The sequence below is a fragment of the Antarctobacter heliothermus genome, from assembly GCF_900188425.1.
Lineage (GTDB): Bacteria > Pseudomonadota > Alphaproteobacteria > Rhodobacterales > Rhodobacteraceae > Antarctobacter > Antarctobacter heliothermus.
The window spans coordinates 30,530-55,267 of record NZ_FZON01000010.1 but is presented as its reverse complement, the minus strand read 5'-3'; the positions used below and the strand labels follow the sequence as shown (position 1 = coordinate 55,267).

33 protein-coding genes are annotated in these 24,738 nt (G+C 63.0%); 19 read left to right on the top strand and 14 right to left on the bottom strand.

Translation table 11 applies throughout. From position 1 onward, the window contains the following. Positions 1-2 precede the first annotated feature (2 nt). Together CHB90_RS07400 and CHB90_RS07395 are read right to left on the bottom strand one after the other, a co-directional pair. Positions 3-1,133: a polysaccharide biosynthesis/export family protein gene (locus tag CHB90_RS07400; RefSeq protein WP_089277226.1), complete on the bottom strand. Its 1,131-nt coding sequence runs from the start codon at positions 1,131-1,133 to the stop codon at positions 3-5. A 121-nt stretch (positions 1,134-1,254) separates the two neighbouring features. After that, entirely contained in the window at positions 1,255-2,355 is a 1,101-nt protein-coding gene (locus CHB90_RS07395; RefSeq protein ID WP_170941001.1) for an MraY family glycosyltransferase, read from the bottom strand. A 668-nt stretch (positions 2,356-3,023) separates the two neighbouring features. Between CHB90_RS07395 and CHB90_RS07390 the strand changes: the two genes are divergently transcribed. From CHB90_RS07390 to CHB90_RS07375, 4 genes are read left to right on the top strand one after another with little or no spacing between them, the layout of a single operon-like run. Further along, positions 3,024-4,283, top strand: coding sequence for a site-specific DNA-methyltransferase (locus CHB90_RS07390; RefSeq protein ID WP_089277224.1), 1,260 nt, complete (start codon positions 3,024-3,026; stop codon positions 4,281-4,283). Further along, entirely contained in the window at positions 4,280-5,644 is a 1,365-nt protein-coding gene (locus tag CHB90_RS07385) for a site-specific DNA-methyltransferase (RefSeq protein WP_089277223.1), read from the top strand. The genes CHB90_RS07390 and CHB90_RS07385 overlap by 4 nt, the downstream gene beginning before the upstream one ends. Then, positions 5,641-6,150, top strand: a complete 510-nt coding sequence (locus tag CHB90_RS07380; RefSeq protein WP_089277222.1) for a hypothetical protein — start codon at positions 5,641-5,643, stop codon at positions 6,148-6,150. The genes CHB90_RS07385 and CHB90_RS07380 overlap by 4 nt, the downstream gene beginning before the upstream one ends. Further along, entirely contained in the window at positions 6,147-6,374 is a 228-nt protein-coding gene (locus CHB90_RS07375) for a DUF7220 family protein (protein WP_089277221.1), read from the top strand. The genes CHB90_RS07380 and CHB90_RS07375 overlap by 4 nt, the downstream gene beginning before the upstream one ends. Before the next feature lie 21 nt (positions 6,375-6,395). Here CHB90_RS07375 and CHB90_RS07370 read toward each other — a convergent pair whose 3' ends face one another. The 7 genes from CHB90_RS07370 to CHB90_RS07340 all read right to left on the bottom strand — a co-directional run bounded on the left by CHB90_RS07370 (position 6,396) and on the right by CHB90_RS07340 (position 8,632). Further along, a complete protein-coding gene (locus CHB90_RS07370) occupies positions 6,396-6,914 on the bottom strand; it encodes a DUF3489 domain-containing protein (RefSeq protein WP_089277283.1) in 519 nt (172 codons plus the stop codon). Between the two features lie 37 nt (positions 6,915-6,951). Beyond that, positions 6,952-7,182: a hypothetical protein gene (locus CHB90_RS07365; RefSeq protein ID WP_089277220.1), complete on the bottom strand. Its 231-nt coding sequence runs from the start codon at positions 7,180-7,182 to the stop codon at positions 6,952-6,954. A gap of 103 nt (positions 7,183-7,285) precedes the next feature. Continuing rightward, positions 7,286-7,648: a hypothetical protein gene (locus CHB90_RS07360; protein WP_089277219.1), complete on the bottom strand. Its 363-nt coding sequence runs from the start codon at positions 7,646-7,648 to the stop codon at positions 7,286-7,288. Next, complete coding sequence (locus tag CHB90_RS07355) at positions 7,645-7,944, bottom strand: hypothetical protein (protein ID WP_089277218.1); 300 nt, start codon at positions 7,942-7,944, stop codon at positions 7,645-7,647. The genes CHB90_RS07360 and CHB90_RS07355 overlap by 4 nt, the downstream gene beginning before the upstream one ends. A gap of 32 nt (positions 7,945-7,976) precedes the next feature. Then, positions 7,977-8,189, bottom strand: coding sequence for a hypothetical protein (locus CHB90_RS07350; protein ID WP_089277217.1), 213 nt, complete (start codon positions 8,187-8,189; stop codon positions 7,977-7,979). Positions 8,190-8,201: 12 nt separating this feature from the next. Next, complete coding sequence (locus tag CHB90_RS07345) at positions 8,202-8,411, bottom strand: DUF6900 domain-containing protein (protein ID WP_089277216.1); 210 nt, start codon at positions 8,409-8,411, stop codon at positions 8,202-8,204. Positions 8,412-8,413: 2 nt separating this feature from the next. Then, complete coding sequence (locus tag CHB90_RS07340) at positions 8,414-8,632, bottom strand: hypothetical protein (RefSeq protein WP_089277215.1); 219 nt, start codon at positions 8,630-8,632, stop codon at positions 8,414-8,416. A 139-nt stretch (positions 8,633-8,771) separates the two neighbouring features. Between CHB90_RS07340 and CHB90_RS07335 the strand changes: the two genes are divergently transcribed. Genes CHB90_RS07335 through CHB90_RS07320 form a run of 4 tightly spaced genes read left to right on the top strand, consistent with a single transcriptional unit; the run spans position 8,772 to position 13,149 of the window. Next, on the top strand, positions 8,772-9,338 hold the full coding sequence (locus CHB90_RS07335) for a hypothetical protein (RefSeq protein ID WP_089277214.1): 567 nt from the start codon (positions 8,772-8,774) through the stop codon (positions 9,336-9,338). Between the two features lie 46 nt (positions 9,339-9,384). Next, positions 9,385-11,409, top strand: a complete 2,025-nt coding sequence (locus tag CHB90_RS07330; protein WP_425426594.1) for a phage terminase large subunit family protein — start codon at positions 9,385-9,387, stop codon at positions 11,407-11,409. Positions 11,410-11,419: 10 nt separating this feature from the next. Beyond that, the gene (locus CHB90_RS07325) at positions 11,420-11,629 is read left to right on the top strand and encodes a phage head-tail joining protein (protein WP_089277212.1); all 210 of its coding nucleotides are present in this window, start codon (positions 11,420-11,422) and stop codon (positions 11,627-11,629) included. After that, the gene (locus tag CHB90_RS07320) at positions 11,629-13,149 is read left to right on the top strand and encodes a phage portal protein (RefSeq protein WP_089277211.1); all 1,521 of its coding nucleotides are present in this window, start codon (positions 11,629-11,631) and stop codon (positions 13,147-13,149) included. The genes CHB90_RS07325 and CHB90_RS07320 overlap by 1 nt, the downstream gene beginning before the upstream one ends. Here CHB90_RS07320 and CHB90_RS07315 read toward each other — a convergent pair whose 3' ends face one another. Together CHB90_RS07315 and CHB90_RS07310 are read right to left on the bottom strand one after the other, a co-directional pair. Beyond that, positions 13,150-13,548: a type II toxin-antitoxin system VapC family toxin gene (locus CHB90_RS07315; protein ID WP_089277210.1), complete on the bottom strand. Its 399-nt coding sequence runs from the start codon at positions 13,546-13,548 to the stop codon at positions 13,150-13,152. Next, complete coding sequence (locus tag CHB90_RS07310; RefSeq protein ID WP_089277209.1) at positions 13,545-13,796, bottom strand: AbrB/MazE/SpoVT family DNA-binding domain-containing protein; 252 nt, start codon at positions 13,794-13,796, stop codon at positions 13,545-13,547. Before CHB90_RS07310 ends, CHB90_RS07315 begins: the two co-directional genes overlap by 4 nt. Before the next feature lie 80 nt (positions 13,797-13,876). Here CHB90_RS07310 and CHB90_RS07305 point away from each other — a divergent pair, with 80 nt between their 5' ends. The 5 genes from CHB90_RS07305 (at position 13,877) to CHB90_RS07285 (ending at position 17,818) form a co-directional block, all read left to right on the top strand. Further along, entirely contained in the window at positions 13,877-15,289 is a 1,413-nt protein-coding gene (locus CHB90_RS07305) for a S49 family peptidase (RefSeq protein ID WP_089277208.1), read from the top strand. A 108-nt stretch (positions 15,290-15,397) separates the two neighbouring features. Then, positions 15,398-15,778: a head decoration protein gene (locus CHB90_RS07300; protein WP_089277207.1), complete on the top strand. Its 381-nt coding sequence runs from the start codon at positions 15,398-15,400 to the stop codon at positions 15,776-15,778. A 69-nt stretch (positions 15,779-15,847) separates the two neighbouring features. Beyond that, positions 15,848-16,870: a major capsid protein gene (locus tag CHB90_RS07295; RefSeq protein WP_089277206.1), complete on the top strand. Its 1,023-nt coding sequence runs from the start codon at positions 15,848-15,850 to the stop codon at positions 16,868-16,870. A gap of 10 nt (positions 16,871-16,880) precedes the next feature. Next, the gene (locus CHB90_RS07290) at positions 16,881-17,192 is read left to right on the top strand and encodes a head-tail joining protein (protein WP_089277205.1); all 312 of its coding nucleotides are present in this window, start codon (positions 16,881-16,883) and stop codon (positions 17,190-17,192) included. Beyond that, positions 17,189-17,818 (top strand): DUF6441 family protein, encoded by a 630-nt coding sequence (locus CHB90_RS07285; protein ID WP_089277204.1) that lies wholly within the window; start codon positions 17,189-17,191, stop codon positions 17,816-17,818. The genes CHB90_RS07290 and CHB90_RS07285 overlap by 4 nt, the downstream gene beginning before the upstream one ends. A gap of 39 nt (positions 17,819-17,857) precedes the next feature. On the opposite strand, the gene CHB90_RS07280 is transcribed toward CHB90_RS07285, so the two are convergent. Continuing rightward, positions 17,858-18,724, bottom strand: a complete 867-nt coding sequence (locus tag CHB90_RS07280) for a hypothetical protein (protein WP_141135814.1) — start codon at positions 18,722-18,724, stop codon at positions 17,858-17,860. A gap of 41 nt (positions 18,725-18,765) precedes the next feature. Here CHB90_RS07280 and CHB90_RS07275 point away from each other — a divergent pair, with 41 nt between their 5' ends. From CHB90_RS07275 to CHB90_RS07250, 6 genes are read left to right on the top strand one after another with little or no spacing between them, the layout of a single operon-like run. Continuing rightward, positions 18,766-19,188, top strand: coding sequence for an acyl-CoA transferase (locus tag CHB90_RS07275; RefSeq protein WP_089277202.1), 423 nt, complete (start codon positions 18,766-18,768; stop codon positions 19,186-19,188). A gap of 25 nt (positions 19,189-19,213) precedes the next feature. Beyond that, positions 19,214-20,155: a phage tail tube protein gene (locus tag CHB90_RS07270; protein WP_089277201.1), complete on the top strand. Its 942-nt coding sequence runs from the start codon at positions 19,214-19,216 to the stop codon at positions 20,153-20,155. A gap of 2 nt (positions 20,156-20,157) precedes the next feature. Continuing rightward, positions 20,158-20,595 (top strand): hypothetical protein, encoded by a 438-nt coding sequence (locus CHB90_RS07265; RefSeq protein WP_089277200.1) that lies wholly within the window; start codon positions 20,158-20,160, stop codon positions 20,593-20,595. Positions 20,596-20,609: 14 nt separating this feature from the next. Next, positions 20,610-20,825, top strand: coding sequence for a DUF7697 family protein (locus CHB90_RS27535; protein WP_089277199.1), 216 nt, complete (start codon positions 20,610-20,612; stop codon positions 20,823-20,825). Beyond that, positions 20,818-23,265 carry a phage tail tape measure C-terminal domain-containing protein gene (locus CHB90_RS07255; protein WP_089277198.1) on the top strand — a complete coding sequence of 816 codons (2,448 nt, stop codon included), beginning with the start codon at positions 20,818-20,820 and terminating at the stop codon, positions 23,263-23,265. The genes CHB90_RS27535 and CHB90_RS07255 overlap by 8 nt, the downstream gene beginning before the upstream one ends. Beyond that, the gene (locus tag CHB90_RS07250; protein WP_089277197.1) at positions 23,265-23,891 is read left to right on the top strand and encodes a DUF2460 domain-containing protein; all 627 of its coding nucleotides are present in this window, start codon (positions 23,265-23,267) and stop codon (positions 23,889-23,891) included. The genes CHB90_RS07255 and CHB90_RS07250 overlap by 1 nt, the downstream gene beginning before the upstream one ends. A 4-nt stretch (positions 23,892-23,895) precedes the next feature. On the opposite strand, the gene CHB90_RS07245 is transcribed toward CHB90_RS07250, so the two are convergent. Continuing rightward, the gene (locus CHB90_RS07245) at positions 23,896-24,420 is read right to left on the bottom strand and encodes a GNAT family N-acetyltransferase (protein ID WP_089277196.1); all 525 of its coding nucleotides are present in this window, start codon (positions 24,418-24,420) and stop codon (positions 23,896-23,898) included. Beyond that, positions 24,408-24,701 carry a type II toxin-antitoxin system TacA family antitoxin gene (locus CHB90_RS07240; RefSeq protein WP_089277195.1) on the bottom strand — a complete coding sequence of 98 codons (294 nt, stop codon included), beginning with the start codon at positions 24,699-24,701 and terminating at the stop codon, positions 24,408-24,410. Before CHB90_RS07240 ends, CHB90_RS07245 begins: the two co-directional genes overlap by 13 nt. Positions 24,702-24,738: the final 37 nt, after the last annotated feature.

The window sequence follows — 24,738 nt, the reverse complement described above, 5'->3', positions numbered from 1 at the left end:
CATCAGTTGGCAATGCTGTTGGTGGTATCGATCGCCTGAACGGTCGGCAACAGGCGCACGATGGTGTCGTTCCAGCGCTGCAGCGGCGATCGCAGAACATAGACCACGTCGCCGGGTTCCAGCACGAAGCGAGTACCCAGGAGCAGCCCGGTGGGACTGGACGTGTCGAGTTGGAACACTCGCGTCAGCACACCCGCCGCCCGGAAGACCAGCACCCCGCGCGCATCGGCGCGGGGTTGTTGCAACCCGCCACGGCGCGTGATGGCTTGGGTCAGGGTGATCGGCTCCAGCGACAGGTCGATGACATCAGGCCTCGCCACCTCGCCAAGTAAATACGCCTCTTCGGCGCGACGGCGCGGAACGCTAACCACATCGCCGTTGCGCAGGACAGGGTTGTTCTGCGCCAGGCCGCCCGACAGGAAGCCCTGCACATCGACATGATAGACCCGTCCCCCGCGCTGGACGGTCACAATGCGCGGATCCGCGTTTTCGGTGAACCCGCCTGCGGCGTTGATGGCCTCGATCAGCGTCAGCGCAACGGCGGAAAGGGGCTGACGATTCGGCGTTTCCACCTCGCCCGAGACCACGACCGCTTGTGCGTTGAAGGCCGCGATCCGAACTTCGACCTGGGGATCGGGGATGAACGTCGCAAGCCGCTGCGAAATGTCGCTGCGGATCTGGTCAACCGGTCGACCGCTAGCTTGTACCGAACCAATAAAGGGATAGTTGATCGTCCCATCGCTGCCGACCTGGAACCCGCTTTCCGCAGCGCTGCGCTGAGGGCCTGAGGGCAGCGTCAATTCGGGGTGATTAAAAACGATCACTGACAGGATGTCGCCGGGACCGACGTGATAGATCCACTGGCGGCCTGCCGGCAGCGACGATGCACGGTATCCCCGGGCCGGACTGGTGTAGTTGCCGATGTTCGTCGCATCGAGGACAAACACCTCAACATCGTCGCCCAGCGCGCGCTGACCTTCGGGCGTGGTAGGGAAGACAACATAACCGTCCGAGCAGGCCACAAGCACAAGAACGGCAAGCAGACCCATCAAAGCGCGGATCCACTTTCCAAGCCAGCCACCACCGACCACGGTCCCGAAAAGCGATACATAGTGGGCAGCTGTGGTTGTCATATATCTGTTCTTACCTAATCGGGCCGGTTCAACCCATTTAAAATGCCCGGACAACAAACTGGTTGCCCATTACTCCATCTCTAGCGGTCTGACAGGTGTCTTGCCAGCATATATTGCGCGGTCAATGCGACTTGCGGGTGTAAAATGTCCATCTCCGGAACCTCCGCGCGAGTCTCGCTGTCAATGTATGGGCGGCTGAGAATGCCAGCATATAGCCCCCCAGCGCAATCCAGGCGGCACCCGGATTGCTCCAGAGCAGGACACCGGTCACAACAGGGGCGATGATGAATGGCAAAAGGATGATCGTTGTCAGAGGGTTGGACCGATAGCGTCCCCGGTATCCGAACCAGACGATGTCCAGCGTGCGCCGGACCTTCTGATGCAGATGCATCCTGTCGGGTCGAAGGATCGACACTTTGTCGGCCACGCGCCGCAGGATCGTGTGTAATACGTCGGCAAGCGGCCAGAAGATCACCAAAAGCAAAGCCGGCACTGCCACTTCGCTGGAGAGCGACGCCAGCAGGATCATCAACCAGACAAGCAGATGACCCAAACCATAGGCCCCGGCATCACCGAGAAACAGACGCGCTACCGGCCAGTTCAGAAACAGGAAACCTATTGTGGCGGCTACCAGCAACAGGGCAAAGCTGGCGACGACGGGTAAAGATGCCAGCGTAGCAATTGCGGCGTAGCCCAGCGCCGATATCGTGATCACCGACGCTGCCAGACCGTTCATCCCGTCAATCAGGTTGACGGCATGACAGAGCCCGGCCGAAAAAATCACGGTCAAAATGATGGCAACCGCAGGCGTGGCCATAGCCCAGTCGATGCCCGGTATGTCCGCTTTAGGCACCCAAACTCCCAATAGGGCAACCGCAGCAACGCCAGAGAATACTGCCGCCAGAAAACGCCCGCGCGGCGACACGTGATGGCCGAGATCTTCAGCCAGCCCCGTGATGAATACCGGAAGAATCGACAGAAGCAACAGCGGCGCGAAGCTTTCGTCCCCGTTCAGCATTTGCAGGGCTACGGCGAAAGCCAGACCGGCAATGACCACCGATCCACCTAAACGCAGCGGGTTTCCGACGTGAGAGGATTGAACGGCGGTTCCATCGCCACGCGGCTTTGATACAACGATCAGTTGCTGCCTGATCCGGAGCAAAATAAAGCCAGAAAAAAGCGACCCAACAAATGCGCAAAATAAATAAATAGACAGATACATTACCCCCCCCCCCCGACCGGGGTTCACCAGAATGTGCATATTCCAAAATCAATTCGGGATCACAAACCCGTTAACCTCTCGAAGGGGCCGGGTCAACGTCTGATTGCGCGAACGATGCCGACAGGGTCGGCCCAGACAAGGATCCAATAATCGTTGTGCCGCAACATTGCCACATGCAAGAAACGGGAAACATCCCCCCCGGCATGGTTCCTCCCGGGCTCTATTCGTATACGGGGGGGCTGAGCGCGCCATTTCGCTAGCGCGTGGCTTTTTCACCGGGGAAGCCACTTGGAAGCCACCCCCTCGGATCGCCTCGGCATTATGACTCAATATCAGTGACTTACCCGGCACGCCGCCCGGGCAAGGTGGATTTCTTTCGGAAGCCAGGGTGGCCACCTGATGGAAGCCACCCTCGCCAGTAGCCACCATAGGAACGCATCTCTCTGCCAGAAGCTTCCGGCCATCTCTGAACACGTTGATTCCAAAACAAAAAATGGATTGACATTTCTAGCCCCCTTGACCTACCTATTAATCATCGAAGAATTGCGCCCGGAGGATAACCCTCGCGGGCGTTTTCGTTTCCCCCACATCGCGGACCTTGATCCTGTCGCTGGCCAAGTTGCCTGCGCCCATCAGCAAGTCCGCCCTGCCCCAAATGAGAACCGCCCATGGACTTGGTCTTTACACCGAGCCAGATTGAGACGTGGCCTCTCGACCGGCTGCGCCCCTATGCCCGCAATGCCAAGATCCACGGCACCGACCAGGTCGCCAAAATCGCGGCCAGCATGGCGAAGTTCGGCTGGACCGTGCCCTGCATGGTGGCGGAAGATGGCGAGCTGATCGCGGGGCATGGCCGGGTGTTGGCGGCGGCGATGCTGGGGCTGAAAGACGTGCCGGTGATCCGGCTCAGCCACCTCGACGAGGCAGAGCGCCGGGCTTACCGGATCGCCGACAACAAATTGACCGAGCTCGGCGATTGGGATGAGGCCATGCTGCGTGACGAGATCGCGGGGCTACTGGCCGAGGATTTCGACCTGTCACTGCTGGGCATCACCGACGAGGATCTGGATGCTTTGCTGCGCGATCCGGATCAAGTGGATGGCGGGGTGGTCGAGGGCGAGGATGACATTCCCGAACCGCCGGTCACGCCAGTGTCGGTCCCGGGCGACCTTTGGCAGCTAGGGTCGCACCGCCTGATCTGCGGTGACAGCACCTCGGCCGATGTGGTCGAGCGGCTGCTGGGCGACGTGCGGCCGCTGCTGATGGTGACCGACCCGCCCTACGGTGTGGAATACGACCCAAGCTGGCGCAACCAGGCTGGGGCGGCCAAGACCAAGCGCACAGGCAAGGTGCTGAACGATGACCGGGCCGATTGGCGCGAAGCGTGGGCGCTATTCCCCGGCGACGTGGCCTACGTTTGGCACGGCGCACTGCATTCCTCGACGGTGGCCGAAAGCCTTATAGCTGCGGGTTTCGCGGTGAGGTCGCAGATCATCTGGGCTAAAGATCGTCTGGTTTTGAGCCGTGGTGATTACCATTGGCAGCACGAACCGTGCTGGTATGCCGTCAAAAAGACCGGCAAGGGCCATTGGGCCGGAGACCGGAAACAAACCACGCTCTGGCACATTTCCGGCAAGGATCAGGACGCCGCCACTATCCACGGCACACAGAAGCCGGTGGAATGCATGCGCCGCCCGATCCTGAACAATTCCAGCCCCGGTCAGGCGGTGTTTGAGCCGTTCATGGGATCCGGCACCACGCTGATCGCCGCAGAAACCACAGGCCGCGTCTGTTTTGGGATCGAACTGAACCCGGCCTACATCGATGTGGCCATCGAGCGCTGGCAGCAGTTCACCGGCGCAAACGCTGTCCTAGCCGAAACCGGTGAAACCTTCGCCGACCTGAAGGCCAAGAGGCGGGGGGCATGAACGCGTCCCTCCTGCCGGGCCGGATCGAACATTGGCCCCTCGCCCGGCTGAAGCCTTACGCCCGCAATGCCAAGACCCACGATACCGATCAGGTTGCCAAGATCGCCGCCAGCATGGCCGAGTTCGGCTGGACAGTACCGGTGCTTGTGGGTGCTGATGGGGAGTTGATTGCTGGCCACGGTCGCGTCCTGGCGGCGGCCCATCTTGGGCTGACGGAGGCACCGGTCATCATTCTGGGCCATCTGACCGAGGCGCAGCGCCGGGCCTATCGCATCGCCGACAATAAGCTGACCGAGTTGGGCGGCTGGGACGAGGCCCTGCTCTTGCAGGAATTGCAGGCGCTGCTGGCCGAGGATTTCGACCTCCGGCTGATCGGGATCCCCGAGGATGAGCTGGACGCTTTGCTGGCCGACGCCGACGACCGATCGGCGATTTCTGACGATGCGGCCGATGTGATCCCGGACCCGCCCGCAGAACCCATCACCAAGCCGGGCGACATCTGGGCGCTGGGCAAGCATCGGCTGTGCTGCGGCGACGCCACTGATCCAACTGCTGTCGCCAGGCTGATGCAAAGCGAACAGGCGACGCTGATGTTCACTTCGCCACCCTACGCCCAGCAGCGCGACTATGGCGCGGCCAAGGAAAAGGTCGGGGATTGGGATGCGCTGATGCAGTGCGTTTTCGCCGCAGCACCGGTCACTGCCGAGGCGCAGGTCTTGGTCAACCTTGGCCTCGTGCACCGCGACAGTGAATGGCAGCCCTATTGGGAAGGATGGGTCGAATGGATGCGCGCATCTGGCTGGCGACGCTTTGGTTGGTATGTCTGGGATCAGGGCCCGGGTCTGCCGGGCGACTGGAACGGCCGCTTGGCCCCGTCGCACGAGTTCATTTTCCACTTCAACCGCGCACCCCGCAAACCGCACAAGACCGTGCCGTCCAAGCACGCGGGCGAAACCCTCGGCGGCGGTGGGCTGCGCGGGGCCGACGGCACCGTCCACGCCAAGACCGGCAGCGGCAACGCGATCCAAAGCCACCGCATTCCCGACAGCGTCTTTCGCATCATGCGACATAAGGGCGGGCTGGGCGCAGCCGGATCGCACCCGGCGGTGTTCCCGGTGGCGCTGGTCGAGGCTGTGTTGACAGCGTTCAGCAATGCCAACGACCTGATCTATGAACCGTTCTGCGGCTCTGGCACCCAGATCATCGCCGCCGAACGCGCTGGGCGGCGCTGCTTCGCGATGGAACTGGACCCGGTTTATTGCGACGTGGCCATGCGGCGGTGGGAGATGGCGACGGGGCGAAAGGCACAGCTGGAAAATCGTAACGAGACCACCATTGGCAGGGAGACACGACAGAAATGATTATCGACGTCCCAATCTGGCGAAACGCCGACCTCATACGGACCATTCCGATCACACGCGCGGACCTGAACCAAGCCATATCCCGGAACGACTTTCGGCCGGAAGACACGCCAAAGCCCGGAAAGCCGCGCTGGTATAGCTGGAGAGATGTTGTGGCGGTTGCGGCGGCACAGGACCTGCGCAAGCTCGGCTTTGGTCCGTCTGTCGCATTCGGGCTGGTGCAAGAACACCTGTCACCGTTTCTGCAGGGTCGGATCGACGCGCCGGATGATTGCGCCGGCGTGCTTTGGCTGATCCGCCCGAGTGACGACCACCTCACCTTTGAGGCCCCGTGTGAGTTCCTGCGCCATACCGAGTACGAGGAGCTGCTGATCGCGCCAAACGAGAACGCCTGCATCATCGTGAATGTGGGCCGCATTGCTGCGCGCGTGTTCAATGAATTGCAGGCGACCGAGACCGCCAAGGTCATCCGAGATGAATTTCAGATTCTGGGTCCGGTGATATGACCCAGTCGCGCCGCATGTCGCTGATCGAGGCCATTACCAATGTAACTGTGGGCTACGGGCTGGCAATGGCAACGCAGATCGTGGTGTTCCCATGGTTCGGGCTGCATACGAGCTTGGGCGAGAACCTCGCCATCGGCGCGATCTTCGTGGGTATCTCCTTGCTGCGCAGTTACACCCTTCGCCGCCTGTTCGAACGCCGGTGCACTCGTCCACATCGCAGCTGACCCTTGCGGCGACGCAGGGCGTCAGGCCGCGTCCAGCTTGTAAACAGTGCCTCTGCCATCGACCTTTTCAGCGGCAATGGGAAGGCCCAGCTTCTTTTTCAGCGCCCCGGAGATCATGCCGCGCACCGAATGGGCCATCCAGCCAGTTTCGGCCACGATTTCGGTGATCGCCGCACCTTCGGGGCGCTGCAGCAGCGCAATGATCTGGGCCTGCTTGGTGCCTGCGCGGATATTGACCAGTTTCGGCGTCTCCGCTGCGGTCGGCTGCGGGTCCGCCACCGGCTCAATCCCGATGGCAAGCAGCCCCGCATCGGTCACCATCAGCGTGGTGCCATGGCCATCGCCAGTTTCGCGCCACATCGGCTCGCCGCGCCGCAGGTTGGCGTCGACCTCTTGCAGCCAGCCATGTGCGATCATTTTGGTGACAGCCATCTTCGCCGCCGCACCCGCCAGCCCTTTAGGCAGCGGCAGGGCGATGTTGTCGGGGCGCTGGGCCCCCGCGCTCAGGATGATGGTCTGGGTGTCGGTAAGTTTCGGCATGACGGACTCCTGTTCGATCTGGTGACGCTGGGCAGGATTACGCGGCATGTTCGCCCTCCTTGAAGGCGCTGTCGGTGATCTGGCGCAGCAGGCTGGCATAGTGGTTCAGGGTGCCAACGTTGCCCCAGTTGATCTCGTCGGGATGGGTGTTGAAATGGTCATCGCTCAGGGCCGTCAAGCGCGCCAGCATCGCGTCAATCTGGACCTTGGTGGTCATGAAGGCGTCGAGGGCTTTGTCGTTAGAAGCGTTGGCGCGGCGGGTGGTCATGGCTTGGTCATCCTTCGGTGAGTTGCATCGTTTTCGTGTAATCACAATCGCTCTGGCGGGGCGGTTAGTGTAGATAATAACGAGCAATATCATTGCTTTATGATCAGTATACCTGGTGGAAACCGGTCAGCGCCGCCTGTTCGGCCTCGTGTCGTTGTGCTGCGTCGGGTGGATCGCGCCGCGCGTTGGTCATGGCGACAAACAGCGCGCGGGCGACGACGGCCACCTCGTCCGCCCCTGCGCTGGAGAGGTCCACATCATGGATGGCGATGGCCTCGCCCAGATCTGTCAGGGCGAAAAGCGTGGCAAACTCCGCTTCGGGCGGATCGCAAATGATGGTGTCGCGGTGGCCGGGCGAGACAGCGACGCTGCGGCAAAAGCGCAATTCAAAACCGATGGCACACTCGCGGCGCGCTAGATCTACGAGAGCCTCGCCTTCGGGCAGGCAGTTGGGAGGCAGAGTCATGGCAGGGGCCTTTCGCAGGGGTCGGGAATGATCTCGGCCCAAGCGCCGTCCTGCCAGATGTAGAGGTGGCAGAACTGGCAGGTCGGGCGCGACAGGACCAGCGGTTCGCGGGGCGTCTCGAATGCCTCGATCTTGTCGGCGCGAACTTGCCGGATTTCCTTGGCGGCGAGGATATCTTCGAGCGTCCAAGGCGCCAACGCGGGCAGCATGTGGCGAGGATAGCCGTCGTAGTGGCAATAAATGTGGGCCCATTCCCCGGGCCTAACTTCGATAGCGATCTGCGCGCGCGTGCTCATGAGTGTCTCCGTGTTGCGGGTTTCGCACGGGCTCAGATGAGCCCGTGCTGTTTCAGGACGGGGACGACATCGGCCAACTCAATGGTGAGGCAGTCGATCCCGACCCGCCCCGCCATCTCGAAGACCTCGGAATTCAGGTTGAGGTCATTGAAGTGGTTCTGCAGCGTGGTCACGCTCATGGCCTCAATGAAGCGGCTGCGGTCGATAAAGATGCGTGTCGTGTCGGCGGTGGTGGCGATGGCCATGATCGTGTCCTGTCAGGATTGGGGTGTGGTGGTTTCAGCGGAGCGGCGTCCGGCCTCATAGGCGGCGACCAACGCGGAACGGATCGCCCAGACGGCGGTGTCGTGGAAATCAAGCCGGTCGCGGTTGCGGGTCTCCAAGGTTTCGAGAAAGAGGTGGCGCTGGGCGATCTCAAAGATCAGGGCATCGCGGGCGGCGGTCGGATTGGCTTTGCGGCGCGCCATGCTCACTCCTCCCAGCGATGTTCGGGGTGAGTGGTCCGCGCGCGGGCTTCCTCGCGCATCATCTCTTGGGCGCGTGCCATCTCGGCCATCCCGTCGGCCTGGCTCATCCGCCCGGACATCACTTCGTCCATCACCCAGTTCACCCGCTCCTGCGCGGGGCTGGTGTGGTCTCTCCACCCTTCGCTCATCGAGCTGTGTCCCATCTTCTCTTGTGCGCGCATGGCTGTCTCCGATCCTTGTGTGCGAGGTGCGATGCAACCGCTTTCTGACACCATGAATCGCTCTGTCCGGAAGTGTAATCAACTCAAATAGGCAGTTTTTCCTATTTATTTTCAATATGTTGAGGTTATTCAAAGCGCCATGGAAGGTATATCTGAGCGCGCCTATGCGACCCATTCCGGCCTGTCGCGCGGGGCCTTGCAAAAGGCGCGCAAGACCGGCCGTTTGGTACTTTTCGCCGACGGATCGATCAACGTGGCCGCCTCGGATGCGCGCAGGGTCGCGATGACAGATCCTGATCAGCAAATGCGGTCCCGGGGTGGCTTTGCGGGCAGCGGCGGTGCCAGCAGCGATGGGAATGCGGTCTCAGGACCGGGCGACAGCACCTCCTATCTTAAGGCGCGGACCGCGTTGACGGTTTATCAGGCGCAGGAACGCCAGCTCTCGATCCAGAAGAAAAAGGGCGTTCTTGTCGACCGCGCACGGGCAGAGACGCTGGTGTTTCGCCTTGCGCGTCAGGAGCGCGATGTCTGGGTCACCTGGCCCACCCGGGTGGCCGCCCTCATGGCCGCACAAATATCCGCAGAGATGGAGAAGGCATCGGGCGTGCCCGTGACGATCGAGACTGCGATCCTGCAGAGGGCGCTGGAAACCCATGTCCGAGAGCAGCTCACCGCCTTGGCCGACCTCAGGGTCTCGCTTGCATGATGAGGACCGGTTTCGTGATAACGAAACGCAAAGGTCCGGTGGACCTTTGCGAGGAACGAATGCCCGGAGCGCAAGCGAAGGGCTAGAACACGACCACGATCTAAACGACGGCGATCTAACCGACGGCCTCGATCTCGCCTTTGACGGCGCCGAGGATATCTTGCGGCACTGGCGGCGCGGGATCCGCCCTGATCCGGACCTGACGGTGTCGCAGTGGGCCGATGCGCATCGCAAGTTGTCGTCGCGGGCCTCCGCTGAGCCCGGTCAGTACCGTACCGCACGCACGCCATATCTGCGCGAGATCATGGATGCCCTGTCGCCCAGCCACCCAGCGCAGCGGGTGACGTTCATGAAGGCAGCGCAAGTCGGCGCGACCGAGGCTGGCAACAACTGGATCGGCTTTGTCATTCACCATGCGCCCGGGCCGATGCTTGCCGTGCTGCCCACTTTGGAGATGGCAAAACGCACCTCGCGCGGTCGGATTGACCCACTGATCGAAGACAGCCCGGCCCTTAAAGAGCAAGTGAGCCCCGCCCGCTCGCGCGACGCGGGCAATTCGATGCTGTCCAAGGAGTTTCCCGGCGGTATCCTCGTCTTGACCGGCGCAAATTCTGCCACCGGCCTGCGCTCGATGCCTGCGCGCTATGTGTTTCTCGACGAGGTTGATGCCTATCCTGCGTCAGCGGATGAGGAAGGTGACCCGGTCACGCTAGCCGAGGCCCGCACCACCACCTTTGCACATCGGCGCAAGGTGTTCATGGTCTCGACCCCGACGATCCGGGGGCTGAGCCGCATCGAGCGTGAGTTCGAAGCCTCCGACCAGCGACGGTATTTCGTTCCCTGCCCGCATTGTGACCACAGGCAATGGCTGCGTTTTGAGCGGCTGCGCTGGGCGAAGGAGCAACCGGAAACGGCGGCCTATGTTTGCACGGGCTGCGAACGCCCCATCGCCGAGCATCACAAGACGGAGATGCTGGCACGTGGCGAATGGCGGGCGACGGCGGTCTCAAGAGACCCCAACGCCATCGGTTTTCACCTCTCGGCGCTCTATTCGCCGATCGGCTGGAAATCTTGGGAACAGATCGCGCGCGACTGGCTCGCGGCCCAAGGCTCGGACGAGATGCTGCGCGCCGCGCGCAACACGCTGCTGGGCGAGACCTGGACCGAGAGTGGCGAGGCACCAGAATGGCAGCGGTTGGCAGATCGGCGCAGGGCGTTCCCGGCGCGGATCCCCGCAGGCGGGTTGTTCCTCACAGCCGGGGCAGACGTCCAGAAGGACCGGATCGAGGTCGATGTCTGGGCTTGGGGCCGTGGCCTTGAAAGCTGGCTTGTCGATCACATCGTGATCCCGGGCGGACCGGACGATCCAGCCTGCTGGGACCGGCTGACAGCACTTCTTGGTCACACATGGGCGCATGAAAAGGGTGCGAACATGACGCTGGCCAAGCTTGCCATCGACACCGGCTACGAGTCGGCTGCCGTCTGTGCTTGGGCGCGCAAGCAGGGAATCGCCCAGGTGGCACCCGTGAAAGGGGTCGAAGGCTTCAATCGGGCCACGCCGGTCTCGGGGCCGACCTTCGTCGATGCGACCGTTAATGGGCGAAAGTTGAAGCGCGGCGCGCGGCTCTGGACGGTGGCCACGGCGACATTCAAGGCCGAGACCTACCGCTATCTGCGCGTTGAGCGGCCGTCGGAACCGGATGCCCCCGCCCCCGCTGGCACGATCCATCTGCCGGACTGGGCGGACAGCGAATGGCTGAAGCAGCTGGTAGCTGAACAGCTCGTCACAGTGCGCAACAAGCGCGGGTATGCCCATCAGGAATGGCAAAAGATGCGCGAGCGTAACGAGGCGCTGGATACACGGATCTATGCCCGCGCCGCCGCCTGGATCCTTGGGGCTGACCGTTTTGACGAGCGGATGTGGCGGCAGCTGGAGAAACAGGCCGGGGTGGAGACCGTCGCTATCTCGCCGATCGCCACGCCTGAGAAACCGACAACCCCGCAAGCCGGGCAAGTGACCACGCCCCGGCGACGCGGCTGGAAGATCAGCACGCCCAAATACATGGAATGATGGATCCCCAATGACCCTCGATGACCTTAAATCCCGCCACAGCGCACTGTTGGTCGCGCGCTACAGCGGCACGCGCAGTGTCAGTTATGACGGCAAGAGCGTGACCTATGGCTCGGACGCAGAACTGGCGGCGGCGACATCAGACATCGAGCGGCGGATTGCGGCCTTGGAAAAACCCGGCCGCCGCGTCCTGCGCCCCTATGCCGCGAAGGATCTGTGATGAACTGGCGGCAGCGTCTCGGTGCGTTTGTTGGTGGGTTTGACGCAGGCCAGCATCACCGGCGTCTGCGCGGGTTTCGGGCGACCCGCGCCCATGTAAACTCTCTGATCGCAGCCAGCGGGCCCGACATCACCGCCCGCGCGCGCTGGCTGGTGCGCAACAACGGCTATGCCGTGAACGCCGTCGAAAGCTGGGCCGCCAATACCGTCGGCGATGGCATAAAGCCGATCTCGAAGATCGCAGATGCCGCCCGCAAAGAGGGATTGCAGCGGCTCTGGCTTGCCTGGACTGACGAGGCAGATGCCGAAGGGCTGACAGATTTCTACGGGTTGCAACGCCGCGCGGCACGAGAGGTCTTCCTTGCGGGCGAGGTGTTCTTTCGCTTTCGCCCACGGCGCGCGGGCGACGGCCTGAGCGTGCCTGTGCAGATGCAGATGCTGCCATCAGAGATGCTGCCGCTGGAACAGACCGGCATTTCCGCTGCTGGCAATCCCATCCGCCAGGGGATCGAGTTCGACCGGATCGGGCGGCGTGTGGCCTATCATTTCTTTCGCCGCCACCCGGGCGACAGCACCGATCCGGGGCTCGCGGGCGAGATCGTGCGCGTGCCCGCCTCCGAGGTTATCCATGTGATCGATCCGGTCGAGGGCGGCCAGTTGCGCGGGGTCTCAAAGCTGGCTCCCGCCATCGTGAAGCTTTTTCTGCTCGACCAGTATGACGATGCCGAGCTGGACCGCAAAAAGGTCGCGGCGATGTATGCGATGTTCGTGACATCCCCCGCACCGGAGAACCCCCTCGCGCCGGACGATGAAGATGGGTCAGACGGGGTCGAAATCAGTCCCGGTCAGATTGTGCGGCTGGATCCGGGCGAAGATGTCACCATCGGTCAGCCTGCCGACAGCGGCGGCACTTACGAGCCATTTCAGTACCGCACACTGCTGCAAATCTCGGCGGCACTGGGCATTCCTTATCCCTATCTCGCCAATGACATGGTGAAGGGGAACTTCTCGAATTCGCGCCTGGCGCTGATCGAGTTCCGCCGCCGCGTCTCGGCCTGGCAGCATTCCGTGATGGTCTGGCAGCTCTGCCGTCCTGTCTACGCGCGCTGGATGGACGCCGCCGTGTTGTCAGGGGCCCTCACGCTGCCGGGCTATGAGGCCAATCGGGCTCGGCTCCTCGCCACCGATTGGCTGCCGACAAAATGGGACTGGGTCGATCCACTGAAAGACGCCAACGCCGAGATCGCTCAGATCGAGGCGGGGCTCAAATCCCGCACGCAGGCCATCGCCGAGCGTGGTTATGACGCAGAACAAGTCGACCGCGATATCGCGGCGGAACGCGCCCGCGAACGCGCGCTGGGCCTCGACTTCCGCCGCCCCGGCTCACCCGCGCAAGGCGTGCAGGCTTTGTCGGGCCCGGGGGAGGATGAGGGCAAAGGCGACGACACCGACCAGACAGATGAAACTGATGACGCGGAAGACCGTCCGCGCGAAGGAGAGGACCAGCCGGAAAGGGGATGATTACCCCTGCAACAAGCGAACCCCGGGCAATCTCGCAGCTTTCCGGTCGAATGTGACAAGCTCGGCAGCACCTGCGCGCCGGGCAGCGGCGGCGATCATCAGATCGGCAAAGCCAAAGCCGTCATTGCGGTAAAGATCCAGTGCGGACCCGACATCATCACCCGCCTCAATCCGCACCTCAGTCGAGGACAACAACCCATCCAGTGCCCCTGCAATCTGCGCGCGCCCGTAGCCATAGGCACGCTCCAGAACCCAAACGAGTTCGATCAACACCTCGCGGCTGACAAAGCCAGGCTCAGTATCCGTCAACTGGTCGAAGATATCGCCCGCAATCCGGGCCTGATCGACGTCGTCCTGCACAAGGAAACGCACCAGCACATTGGTATCAACGGCGATCACGGATCAGGCCTCATGCTTGCGGCGGCTCCGCTGGCGATGGCCTCGTCCATGGCCTCCAGCGTCACGGGGGACTGATCCGGGCGCGCCAGCACCCCGCGCAGTTCCTTGACCGAGCGGGCCTTCAGGATGCGGACCTCGCCGTCGAGGATGACATAACGCACCCGGTCCCCGCTGGTCAGGCCAAGTGCTGCCCGGACATCGCGGGGCAAGGTCGTCTGGCCTTTGATCGTCACGGTTGATTCTTGCATGACACTATTCCTTACAAATCACTGCATCACATTACTTTATGGAGATTGGGAATGCAAAACCAAACAAAGGACCAGTCCTGATGCTGCACGCCCGCATTGCCGCGCGCGCCTTCAATACGCCGCTGCTGATTGAGCCCTCCAAGGCCATGGCGTTTCTCTCAGGCCTTGGACCGCGCATCCTTGGGCGCCGGGTCGAGATTGGTGACGATAACGGCGCCTTGGAAAGCACCGTCGTCCCGCCCGCGCGCGCCAGCATCTTGGCCGGTGGGATGCTGAACGATTTCCACCAGCATGGTGAGGCGCCCTACCCGGTGGTGGATGGTATCGCCGTGATCGAAATCTCTGGCGTGCTGATCCATCGTGGGGGCTGGATCGGACAATCCTCGGGCCAGACCAGCTATGAAGGGATCGCTGCCCAAATCGAAGTGGCGGCCAATGACCCTGCTGTGCGCGGCCTCGCATTGGAAATTGACAGTTTTGGTGGCGAAGTTGCGGGTGTTTTTGACCTCGCAGATCGCATTCGTGCAATTCGCACCACCAAACCCGTCTGGGCTTTTGTGGCCGAACACGCCTTTTCGGCGGGCTATGCGCTGGCAAGTCAGGCAAGTCGTATCCTGCTGCCGCGCACCGGTGCTCTGGGCAGTATCGGGGTCGTGGTGATGCACGCCGATTTCAGCGGGCAGCTTGATAAGGACGGGACGCGGGTAACTCTTATCCATTCTGGCAGCCACAAGGTTGACGGTAACCCTTACGAGCCACTGCCCGCAGAGGTCCGGAACGACATCCAGCGCGAGATCGACGTGCTGCGGTTCCTTTTTACTGAGACCGTCGCGGCCGGTCGTGCCGGGCGGCTGAGCCAGGATGCCGCAATGGCGACTGAGGCCGCGACCTATCGTGGGGCCGATGCCATCGCTGCGGGCCTCGCTGATGAAGTGACCGACCTTGCGCGCGGCTTTTCGGCCTTCCGGCAACTGATGACCCGCACCCCAGCGCTATCACCCGCGCGCGCTCAGCGCGCATCCCTTTCCCACCCCAAACAGGAGGCACGCATGGCCACCGAACATGATCCCGGCGACAGCCCACAGGACGTTCTCGATCAGGCGACAAAACCGCAGCAGGGCAATACAGACACGGCTGATGATCCGCCTGCCGCCCCGGCAACGCCCCAAACGGCAACTGCACCGACGGCTCCTGCCGTAACGCAACCGGGCAATCTGGTGGAATTGTCAGCGCAGTTTCGTGAAGCCGCGGCAGAGATCGCCGAGATCGCGGCGCAGGCAGGCAGGCTCGGTGTCACCATCGACGCTGCCAAAGCGCTGCGCGAGGGCACATCCCCCGAAGCCCTGCGTCGCCTCGTGATTGAGCGTGCAAGTGCTGCCGCAGACGCGCGCGACATTGTGGCCGCTCCGCCCTCGCCCGTCCGGCCGCAGGTGAAGGAAAGCCCGATCGTCGCGGCTGCAAAACGCGCAGTTGCAGCAGGCGGCCGGGCCTGACGCCACCGCCATTCTCAGACCAAAACCCGACACTTCATTGCCTGACTGTCCCCCGCCGCACCGCCCCGGCGGGGGATGCCTTTTGCCCCCTCACACAGGAACGCCACCATGACCGTCCTCAACCAACCCCTGACCATGGGCGATGTCCTCAAGTACGAGGTCAACCCGAATTACACCCGCGAGACCATCACGCTCTTGGCCGGCATGCCCTATCCGGTCGGCTCGATCTTGGGCCGCATCACCGCCAGCGGCAAATACAAGCTGGCCACCAGCGGTGGCAGCGATGGCGCGCAGACCGCTAGTGCCGTGCTGCTCTACGCCGTCGACGCCACGCTGGCCGATGCGACTGGCATCGTCGTGGCGCGGGGCCCTGCCATCGTCTCGCGGGCGGCGCTCGCTTACGACGCTACCGTCGATGACGGTGCCAAGATCATCACCAAAATCGGCCAACTGGCAGCAGCCGGGATCCTTGCGCGCGACACCGCCTGATCCTTCCAAGCCTGCGCCGACTGCTTGGCGCGCCCAACCTTTATTCCCCTCTTTCCACAGGAGTTCCCCATGACCATCACCCGCAACCCCTTTGATGTGGGCGGCTATTCGCTGGCCGAGATGACGCAGGCCATCAACATCCTGCCCAACCTCTACACTCGCCTTGGCCAGATTGGCCTGTTCCGCTTCGAGGGCGTCACCCAACGCTCTATTGTCATCGAACAACGCGAGGGTGTGCTCAGCCTGCTGCCCTCGGTGCCGCTCGGCGCGCCCGCCACCGTCGGCAACCGCGAGGCGCGCTCGATGCGTTCTTTTGCCCTGCCGTGGATCCCGCATGACGACGTAATCTTGCCCGCCGACGTTCAGGGGATGCCTGCGCTCGGCCTTTCTGATGCGACCGATCCGCTGGTCGAGGTGATGAACCGCAAGCTGACACTGATGCGCCGCAAGCACGCCCAGACCCGCGAATACATGGAGATGAATGCGCTACGCGGCATCGTAAAGGATGGCGCTGGCACCACGCTCTACAACTACTTCACCGAATTCGGCCTTGATCAGATCTCGGTTGATTTTGTTTTTGGGACCCCTGGCACCAACATCCAGGGGAAAGTCCGCACCACCCTGCGCGCCATCGAGGACAATCTGATGGGCGAGACCATGACCACCGCCCACGCGCTGGTCAGCTCCGAGTTCTTCGACAAGCTGATCAGCCACCCCAAGACGGAAGACGCCTACAAATTCTTCTCGGCCACTGGTGGCCAGCCGCTGCGCGAGGACATGCGTCGGGCTTTCCCCTTCGCGGGCGTCCTCTTTGAGGAATATAACGGCTCGGTCACGCTCTCGAGCGGCATTTCTGAGCGGCTGATCCCGACCGGCGAGGGCATCGCCTTTCCCATGGGCACGTTTGATACCTTCACCACCTATGGCGGACCCGCAAACCTGCTGGAAACCGCCAATACCATCGGCCTGCCGCTCTATGCCCGCCAGATGATGGACGCCAAGGGCCGCTGGATCGACCTGATGACGGAAGGATCGATCCTGCCGGTCAACAAGCGCCCGCGCCTTGCGATCCGGCTCTTCAGCGCCAACTGAGGGGTTGCCCATGTCCGTTTTTATCGCTGCCATCGACAACGTCTTCTGCGATCCCAACATCGCCCGAGATGCGGTCTATGTCGCCGACGGTGGAACGCCCGTCCTCGTCCGCGCGGTCATGCGCCGCGCGGACGACATCACCGCGTTCGGCGACGCGCGTCTCTGGTCGGAAACCACCCGCATCGACCTGCGAGTGGCCGAGGTCCCCAACCCGCGCCCCGGCGAACGGATCGAGATCGCTTCCGAGGCCTTCCTCATTCAGGGTGAGCCCGTCCGCGACCGCGAGCGGCTTGTCTGGACCTTGGATTTGCGCCCCGCATGAAACTGAAGCTCGCCATTGACCCTGACATTGTCGCCATGATGGCGGCCGAGGTTGCAGCCGGAGAACGCGCCGTGACTGCCGCCATGCGCGAGGCGGGCACCTCCCTGAAATCTGCCTGGCGCGGGCAGATCACCGGCGCGGGGCTCGGCACAAGGCTGGGCAATTCGATCCGCCTGGCAACCTATCCCAAGGCAAGTGACAGCCTGAATGCGGCGGCGCTAGTCTGGTCCAAGGCTCCGGTGATCATTGGAGCGCATGACACAGGGCCGTTGATCCGTTCCAAGGATGGGTTCTGGCTGGCAATCCCCACGCCAGCAGCAGGCAAAAGCAGCAAGGGCGGGCGCATTACCCCGGGCGAGTGGGAACGTCGGACTGGGCTTCGCCTGCGGTTCATCTACCGCCGTCGCGGGCCAAGCCTGCTGGTGGCCGAGGGGCGGCTGAATTCGAAAGGTCGGGCTGTCGCATCCAAGTCCAAGACCGGACGCGGCGTGGCAACTGTGCCGATTTTCCTGCTGGTACCACAGGTCAAGCTGCGCAAGCGGCTGGATCTGGCGCGGGATGCAGAGCGGGCGGTGGACGGCGTGCCGGGCCTGATAGTGGCGAATTGGGGCAGTCAGAGGCCCTGACCACCGCCTGATTATCTATGAACGCTTGCGAGAAGGCATTCAGTTGGCGCGTTCCACTGGCTGCAAACGTTCAAAATCAAACTGGATGAATTGATCGAACAGGGCTGTTTTCTTGTACAATAAACCCTGAACATTCGCATCGGTTGCCTCGACGGTTTGCGTTTCCAGCAACCCAAGCCAAGTAAGCGGGGCCAGAAAAACGGCACGCATATAAATGTCGAGAGTGCTCAGTCGATGATCGAAGAATTGCTTTGGGGGAACAAAACAATATCTGGTCAGTTCTTTTGCACTGCGAGGCTTGTCTGCCGTGATCGACAGCGCCCAGAGCATAATGCCACTCTGTTCTTGCACCCATGGATGCGCCAGTTTCGTCAAGTTGCGTGGATTTACTTTGGAGAAAATCGCCTCGAACACACGCCGAACAAGAGCAACATCGGTTTGGTTCTTAAGCATTCGAAGCCCGTTGTCACGAATTTCGATGCGATCCTCTTCAATCTGGATCAGGTCGCATTCCAAGGCGAGTGCTTTCAAGAAATCCAAGGGACCGATGATACCTTCGTGGAGAGGCCGTGAAATCCCCTTGATCAGCTCATAGTCATAATTCGGCCAATGTGTCGCCTGCAAAAGCAATTCAAGGCTGTCCGAGGTCAGGGTAGAATCAGGATCCAAACAAACCCGCGCCTCCGAGATAAGGGTCAGCAACACATTCAGGTTTGCAAAAATATGGGATCGGCCAATTTCTGCTGCATGTTCTGAATATTGAATTTGGATTGGAGATTCAGCAGCGTTGAACGGGATCATTTTGTAAAAGGCTTCTTGCGGCAGTTGAAGCCAGGCTGGAAACACATCGCCCAGCCACTCCGTTAGCTCGGGCGGGAGTGGCATCGAGAGTTTGATTCGGGACATGGCGATCTGCTTACCTTGATATGGATGGAATATATTACCCCATGCCCACCACACGCGAAACCATCGTCGCCGCCCTGCTTATCCGCCTGCAGCCACTTTCCGCCCTTGTCCTGCGCGATGAGGTTTTGCCCGAGCGGATCCCACCTGCGGGGCTGATCATCCTGCGTGATGGCCAGCCGGGCGAGCCGGAAGTGACGCTGTCGCCCTTGCGCTATCACTATCAACACCGCGCCGAGTTGGAGGTCGTCATCCAGGCCGGAACCGACCGGGCCAGCGCCTTCGACAGCCTGATCGCCGCCATCGGCACAACGCTGGAAGCCGACCGCACGCTCGGCGGGTTATGCGACTGGGTTGAACCCGAAGCCCCGGCCTCGGTCGACCTGCCCATCGAGGGCGCGGCGGCACTCAAGGCAGCGGTGATCACTGTCGCTTTGCACTACACCACCACCGGGCCGCTGGCCTGACACCCCATATCATTAGGAGAAAGACATGGCACGTGCACAAGGCGCGCGGGCGCAGATGGCGCTTGCGTATGAGACCGTTTACGGCACCCCGCCGGTCAGCGGTTTCACGAAGATGCCCTTCGCCAGCACCTCGCTGGGGTCTGAACAGCCACTTCTGAACAGCGAATTGCTGGGTTATGGCCGCGATCCTCTCGCGCCGATCAAGGACGCGGTGACGGCCGATGGCGATGTGATGGTGCCGATCGATGCCGAGGCCCTCGGCTTTTGGCTCAAGGCAGCCTTCGGCGATCCCACGACCACAGGTGCTGCGGCACCTTATGCTCATGAGTTTCAGTCTGGATCGTGGGTCATACCCAGCATGTCGATCGAGACCGCCATGCCAGAGGTGCCGCGCTTTGCCATGTATTCGGGCTGTGTGCTGGACCAGTTGTCGTGGCAAGTGCAACGCTCGGGCCTGCTGATCGCGACTGCCCGGTTGGTGGCGCAAGGCGAGACCATCGCCACGACAACTGGCGCGGGCACGCCTGCTGAACTGGCGCTGAAGCGGTTTGGCCATTTCAACGGCGCGATCAGCCGAAACGGCTCTGCGCTGGGCAACGTGGTGTCGGCAGAAATCACCTATGCCAACAACCTCGACCGGATCGAGACCATCCGCAGCGACGGTAAGATCGACGGGGCCGACCCGTCCATCGCAGCACTTACCGGCCGCATTGAGGTGCGTTTCGCCGATAGCACGCTGGTGACGCAGGCGATCAACGGCGATCCCTGCGAGATCAGCTTCGCCTACGTCCTGCCTTCTGGCGAAAGCTTCACCTTCACCGTTCACGCCGTTTACCTGCCGCGCCCCCGGATCGAAATTTCCGGGCCGCAGGGCGTGCAGGCCAGTTTTGACTGGCAAGCAGCGAAAGCCGCCAGCCCCGCCCGCATGTGCACCGCCGTCCTCATCAACAGCATTGTGAGTTACTGACCATGATCCGCCTGAACCTGACCGCCACCCCCGAATGGCTGGACCTCGCCCCCGGCTTGCGCCTTCTGGTGGGGCCCCTGACCACCGCCCTGATGGTCTCGGCCCGCGCCGATCCATCCATCGAGGATTTGCCCCAAGGCGCGAGCCAGGAAGACCTGGCGCTCGCCATGGCCAAATCTGTCGCGCGTCGCGCCGTGCTGGATTGGGAGGGCGTCGGTGATGACGTGGGCAACATCGTGCCTGTCAGCCCCGAGGGCATCGACGCCCTGCTGGAAATCTGGCCGGTTTTTGAGGCGTTCCAGACCCAATACGTCGCCAAAGGTCTGATCCTGGACGCGGAAAAAAACGTCTCCGCGCCCTCGCCGACTGGTCTTTCGGCGGGGGCGACCGGTACTGCGCGGCCTGCCAAGTTGCCTGCCCCGACTGCCCCACGAAACTGAATCAACCCCAGACATTGGACGGCTGGCAGGTCTGGGATCTGGTCGGCCGCCTCGGAGGCCAGCTGCGCGTAATCCCTGGCGCAGTGCTCGGATGGGACATGGGCGCGGCCCTCGCCCTTGCGGCAGCGCTGGGCATCGACACCCTGATCGCCGCCGAACTGCTGCCCGAGATCGAGGCGGTGATGGTGCGCAAACTCAACGAACAGATGGAAGGAGGCCGCGATGGCTGAAAAACGCGTATCCGTGCGCCTCGTCGCCGAAGGCGGCCGCCAGGTGCGCGCCGAGTTGGAGGGCGTGGGTGCAGCGGGCGCGCGCGGCTTCGGGCGGCTCTCGCGCGAGATGGACATGGCGAATGCGCGCGTCGCGGCCTTTGCCCGTCGTGCCACACTGGCTGCGGCCGCCGCCACAGCCGCGCTGGCCGCCGCCGGGGCCGCGATGATCCGCTCTGGCCTGCAAACAGTGGATGCGCAGGCCAAGCTCGCGGCCTCGCTCGACACCACCGTTGCCAGCATTCAGGTGCTGGAACGCGCAGGCGATCTGGCGGGCGTGTCGATGGGTCAGGTCGAACAGGCCACCGTGCAGCTGACGCGGCGGCTGTCACAGGCGGCAGCCGGGACCGGCCCAGCCGTGGACGCCCTGCAGCGTCTGCGGCTGTCGGCCGAAGACCTGCAGCGCATGCCGCTCGACCGGCGCATCGCGGCCATTCAGGAGGCGCTGGGCCAGTTTGTCCCCGAGGCCGAGCGCGCCGCTGTCGCCTCGCAGCTGTTCGGCGACCGGGCGGCCTTGGTGTTCACCCGGATCGACACTGCGACACTGCGCCAGGCGACCGAGGACGTTCTTGCGTTTGGCGTTGTCGTCTCAGAGCAGGACGCAGACCAGATCGAACGCACCAATGATGCGATTTCTCGGCTGGGGTTGATCTGGCGAGGCGTTTCGAACCAGCTGGCGGTGGCGGCGGCCCCGGCGCTGGAGGCGGTGGCCAATGCGCTGGCCGCTGTCGCGCGCACCACCGGGCCGGTGGGGATCGCGATCAAGGCGCTGTTTGACAATATCGGGCGGCTGACGACCTATGCCGCCACGTTCGCAGGCCTCATGGCCGGGCGCTGGGTGGCGGGCATGGCCATGGCCGCGCTGTCCGTGCGCGGGCTGGCCACAGCACTGGTCGTCCTGCGCGGGGCGCTGATCCGCACTGGCATAGGCGCGCTGATCGTCGGTGCGGGAGAACTGGTCTATCAGTTCACCAGGCTGGTCGCCGGGGCGGGCGGCGTGGGAGAGGCGTTCCGCCTACTGGGCGATCTCGCCAAAGAGGTCTGGTCGCGCATGGGGCTGGCGCTCGACGGGGCGCTGGCGCGCATGGCGGCAGGCTGGGAGGGGCTGAAGGCGGCGGGGCTTTTGGCGCTGGAGGGGACCATCGCAGACGTGGTGAATTTTGGTGATCGCACGGCGGCGATCTTCCAGGGGGCCTATGACGCGGCGGTCGCCATCTGGGGCAGCCTGCCCGGTGCCATCGGAGATTTCGCGTTCCAGGCCGCGAACGGGCTAATCTCTGGCGTGGAGGCGATGCTGAATGGTGTCGTTACCCGGATCAACAGTTTCATCAACGGGTTAAACGCAGCACTGGCGCTGCTGCCGGAATGGGCGACTGGCGAAGGCGGGGTCCGGATCGGCACGCTCGACCCACTGGGGCTGAGCCGGATCGGCAACCCGTTTGAAGGCGCAGCGGAGGCGGCCGGTGCCGCCGCAGCCGATGCTTTCTCGGCGGCACTGCAGCGCACCTATCTGGAACCGCCCGACCTCGGCCTTGGGGCCATGGCCGAGGATGCCCGCGCCCGCGCCGATGGATATCGCGAAGCCGCTGGAATGCTCGCCGATGCCGCAGGCCGCCCACTGGCCAGTTGGCAAGCGCTGAAGGATGCAATGACCAACAGCGGATCGGAGGCCGAAGCTGCGCTGGCCGGTGCCGCTTCTGCCGCCAGCGCGCTGGGCGACGAACTTGACGACACGGGCGGTGCGGCAAGTCGCGCCGGGGCAGCTGGTCGCGCGGCAGGGGCAGCGGCTGCCGAGGGCGCAGACACCGCCCTGACCGGCTGGGCAGCGGTCACAGCCGCACTCGCCGACTATGCCGCCAAGGCGCGCGACGTCGGGGGCGATATCGGACAGGCACTGGTCAGTGCCTTCCAGAGCGCGGAGAACGCCGTGGCCACATTCGTCAAAACCGGCAAGCTCGACTTTCGTGATCTGGTCACCTCGATGATCGCCGATCTGGCCAAACTGGCGGCGCGGCGCTTCATTCTTGGCCCGATTGCTAATGCACTCTCTGGCGCGCTGGGCGGGGCGGGCGGGCTGTTCGCCAACATCCTGCACGCCGGTGGCGTGGTCGGATCGCCGGGCCCGGGCCGAATGGTGCCAGCACTGGCCTTCGCTAATGCCCCGCGCATGCATTCCGGTGGCTGGGCAGGACTGCGCCCGGACGAGGTTCCGGCAATCCTGCAGCGAGGCGAACGGGTTCTGTCGCGTCGGGAGGCGGCGGGATACGGGCAGGGGCAGAGCGCCGCCCCGAATATCTCGGTGACAATCATGTCGCGCGACGCTGAAAGCTTCAGGCAATCGCGCACGCAGGTCGCGGCAGACATTGCCCGCGCCGTGTCGCTGGGCCGGAGGGGCATGTAATGGCGTTTCATGAGGTTCGCTTTCCCGACAATATCAGCCGGGGCGCTCGGGGCGGGCCAGAACGGCGCACCCAGATCGTGGAACTGGCCAGCGGTGACGAGGAACGCAACGCCAGCTGGGCCAATTCGCGTCGCCGCTACGACGTCGCCTATGGCATTCGCCGCGCTGATGACCTGGCATCGGTGGTTGCCTTCTTCGAGGCCCGGAACGGTCGCCTGCACGGCTTTCGCACCAAGGATTGGGCCGATTACAAATCCAGCCGGCCGTCGCAAGCGGTGGCCGCAACGGACCAGCCGATCGGCACCGGCAACGGGGCAGTCACCACCTTCGCGCTTCTGAAGCGCTACACTTCCGGCGCGCAAAGCTGGACCCGCGCCATTGCCAAACCGGTGGCAGGCAGCGTCCGACTGGCGCTGAACGGGGTCGAGCAGATGATCGGCTGGAGCGTCGATACCACAACTGGCAGCGTCACCTTCACCGCCCCGCCCGGCGCTGGAATCGCCATCACGGCGGGTTTCGAATTCGATGTGCCGGTGCGGTTCGACAGCGACACGCTGGACGTCACCCTCGACTTTGAACGGCTCGGGTCGATCACCTCTATCCCTCTGCTGGAGATCCGCAGATGAAACGCTATGCCTCGCCCATCATCGCCTTCAGATCCTTGATGCGGGCAAACAGTGTCATCGGCTCTGCTGTCGTCTCAGTAAATCCGGCATCAAGATAGAATGCTTTGGCGCGGTCATTCAGAGCGTGAACAAGAATGGCCGCGATGCCAACCTCATGTGCAGCGGCGGTGATCCGCAGCATGGCATCGCGCAGCAGCGCCCGACCAAGACCGTTGCCTTGCTCGGACGCATCAATTGCCAGACGGCCCAGCACGATGACCGGGATCGGGTCCGGCATGTTTTGCTTGAGCTTGCGCGGCATCAGATCGTGGCTCACCGATCCGGCTGCCAGCGCATAAAAACCGACAACCCTATGGCCCCGGCAGAGCACAAAGGTCCGTGATGCGCCGGATGCCTGATTGGCCTGTGCCTTGCGCTTCAACCACGCGTCAAGCGTCGGCGCGCCAGAAGCGAAGGCATCAACCTGATGGGTATCGTTCAGGGGTTCGGGTGCTGTCAGAGGCCCCTCACCGGACGTCACTTGTCCCATGGGGCGGGTGTGGCCAGCAACTTGCGCAAGCGTTCGTTCGGTGCGGGTGGCGCGTCCAGCTGCGCCATGAAGGCTCCGAACTGATCGGCATCCAGTCGAAACGCCGTGCGATCCAACAATGCATCTTCGGCGGCCTGCCGACTGGCCTCCATCATGAACTCCGAGCGGTTTTTGCCAAGTGCCGCCGCAGCACGGTCGATCAGATCGCGGTCCCGAGGGGTGACGCGAAGATTGATCAGCGACCGACGCTGGGCATCCTCATTGGGTGTCATGGCGACCATTTCGGATTCTCCTGCGATGAATTCACCCCATATGTAA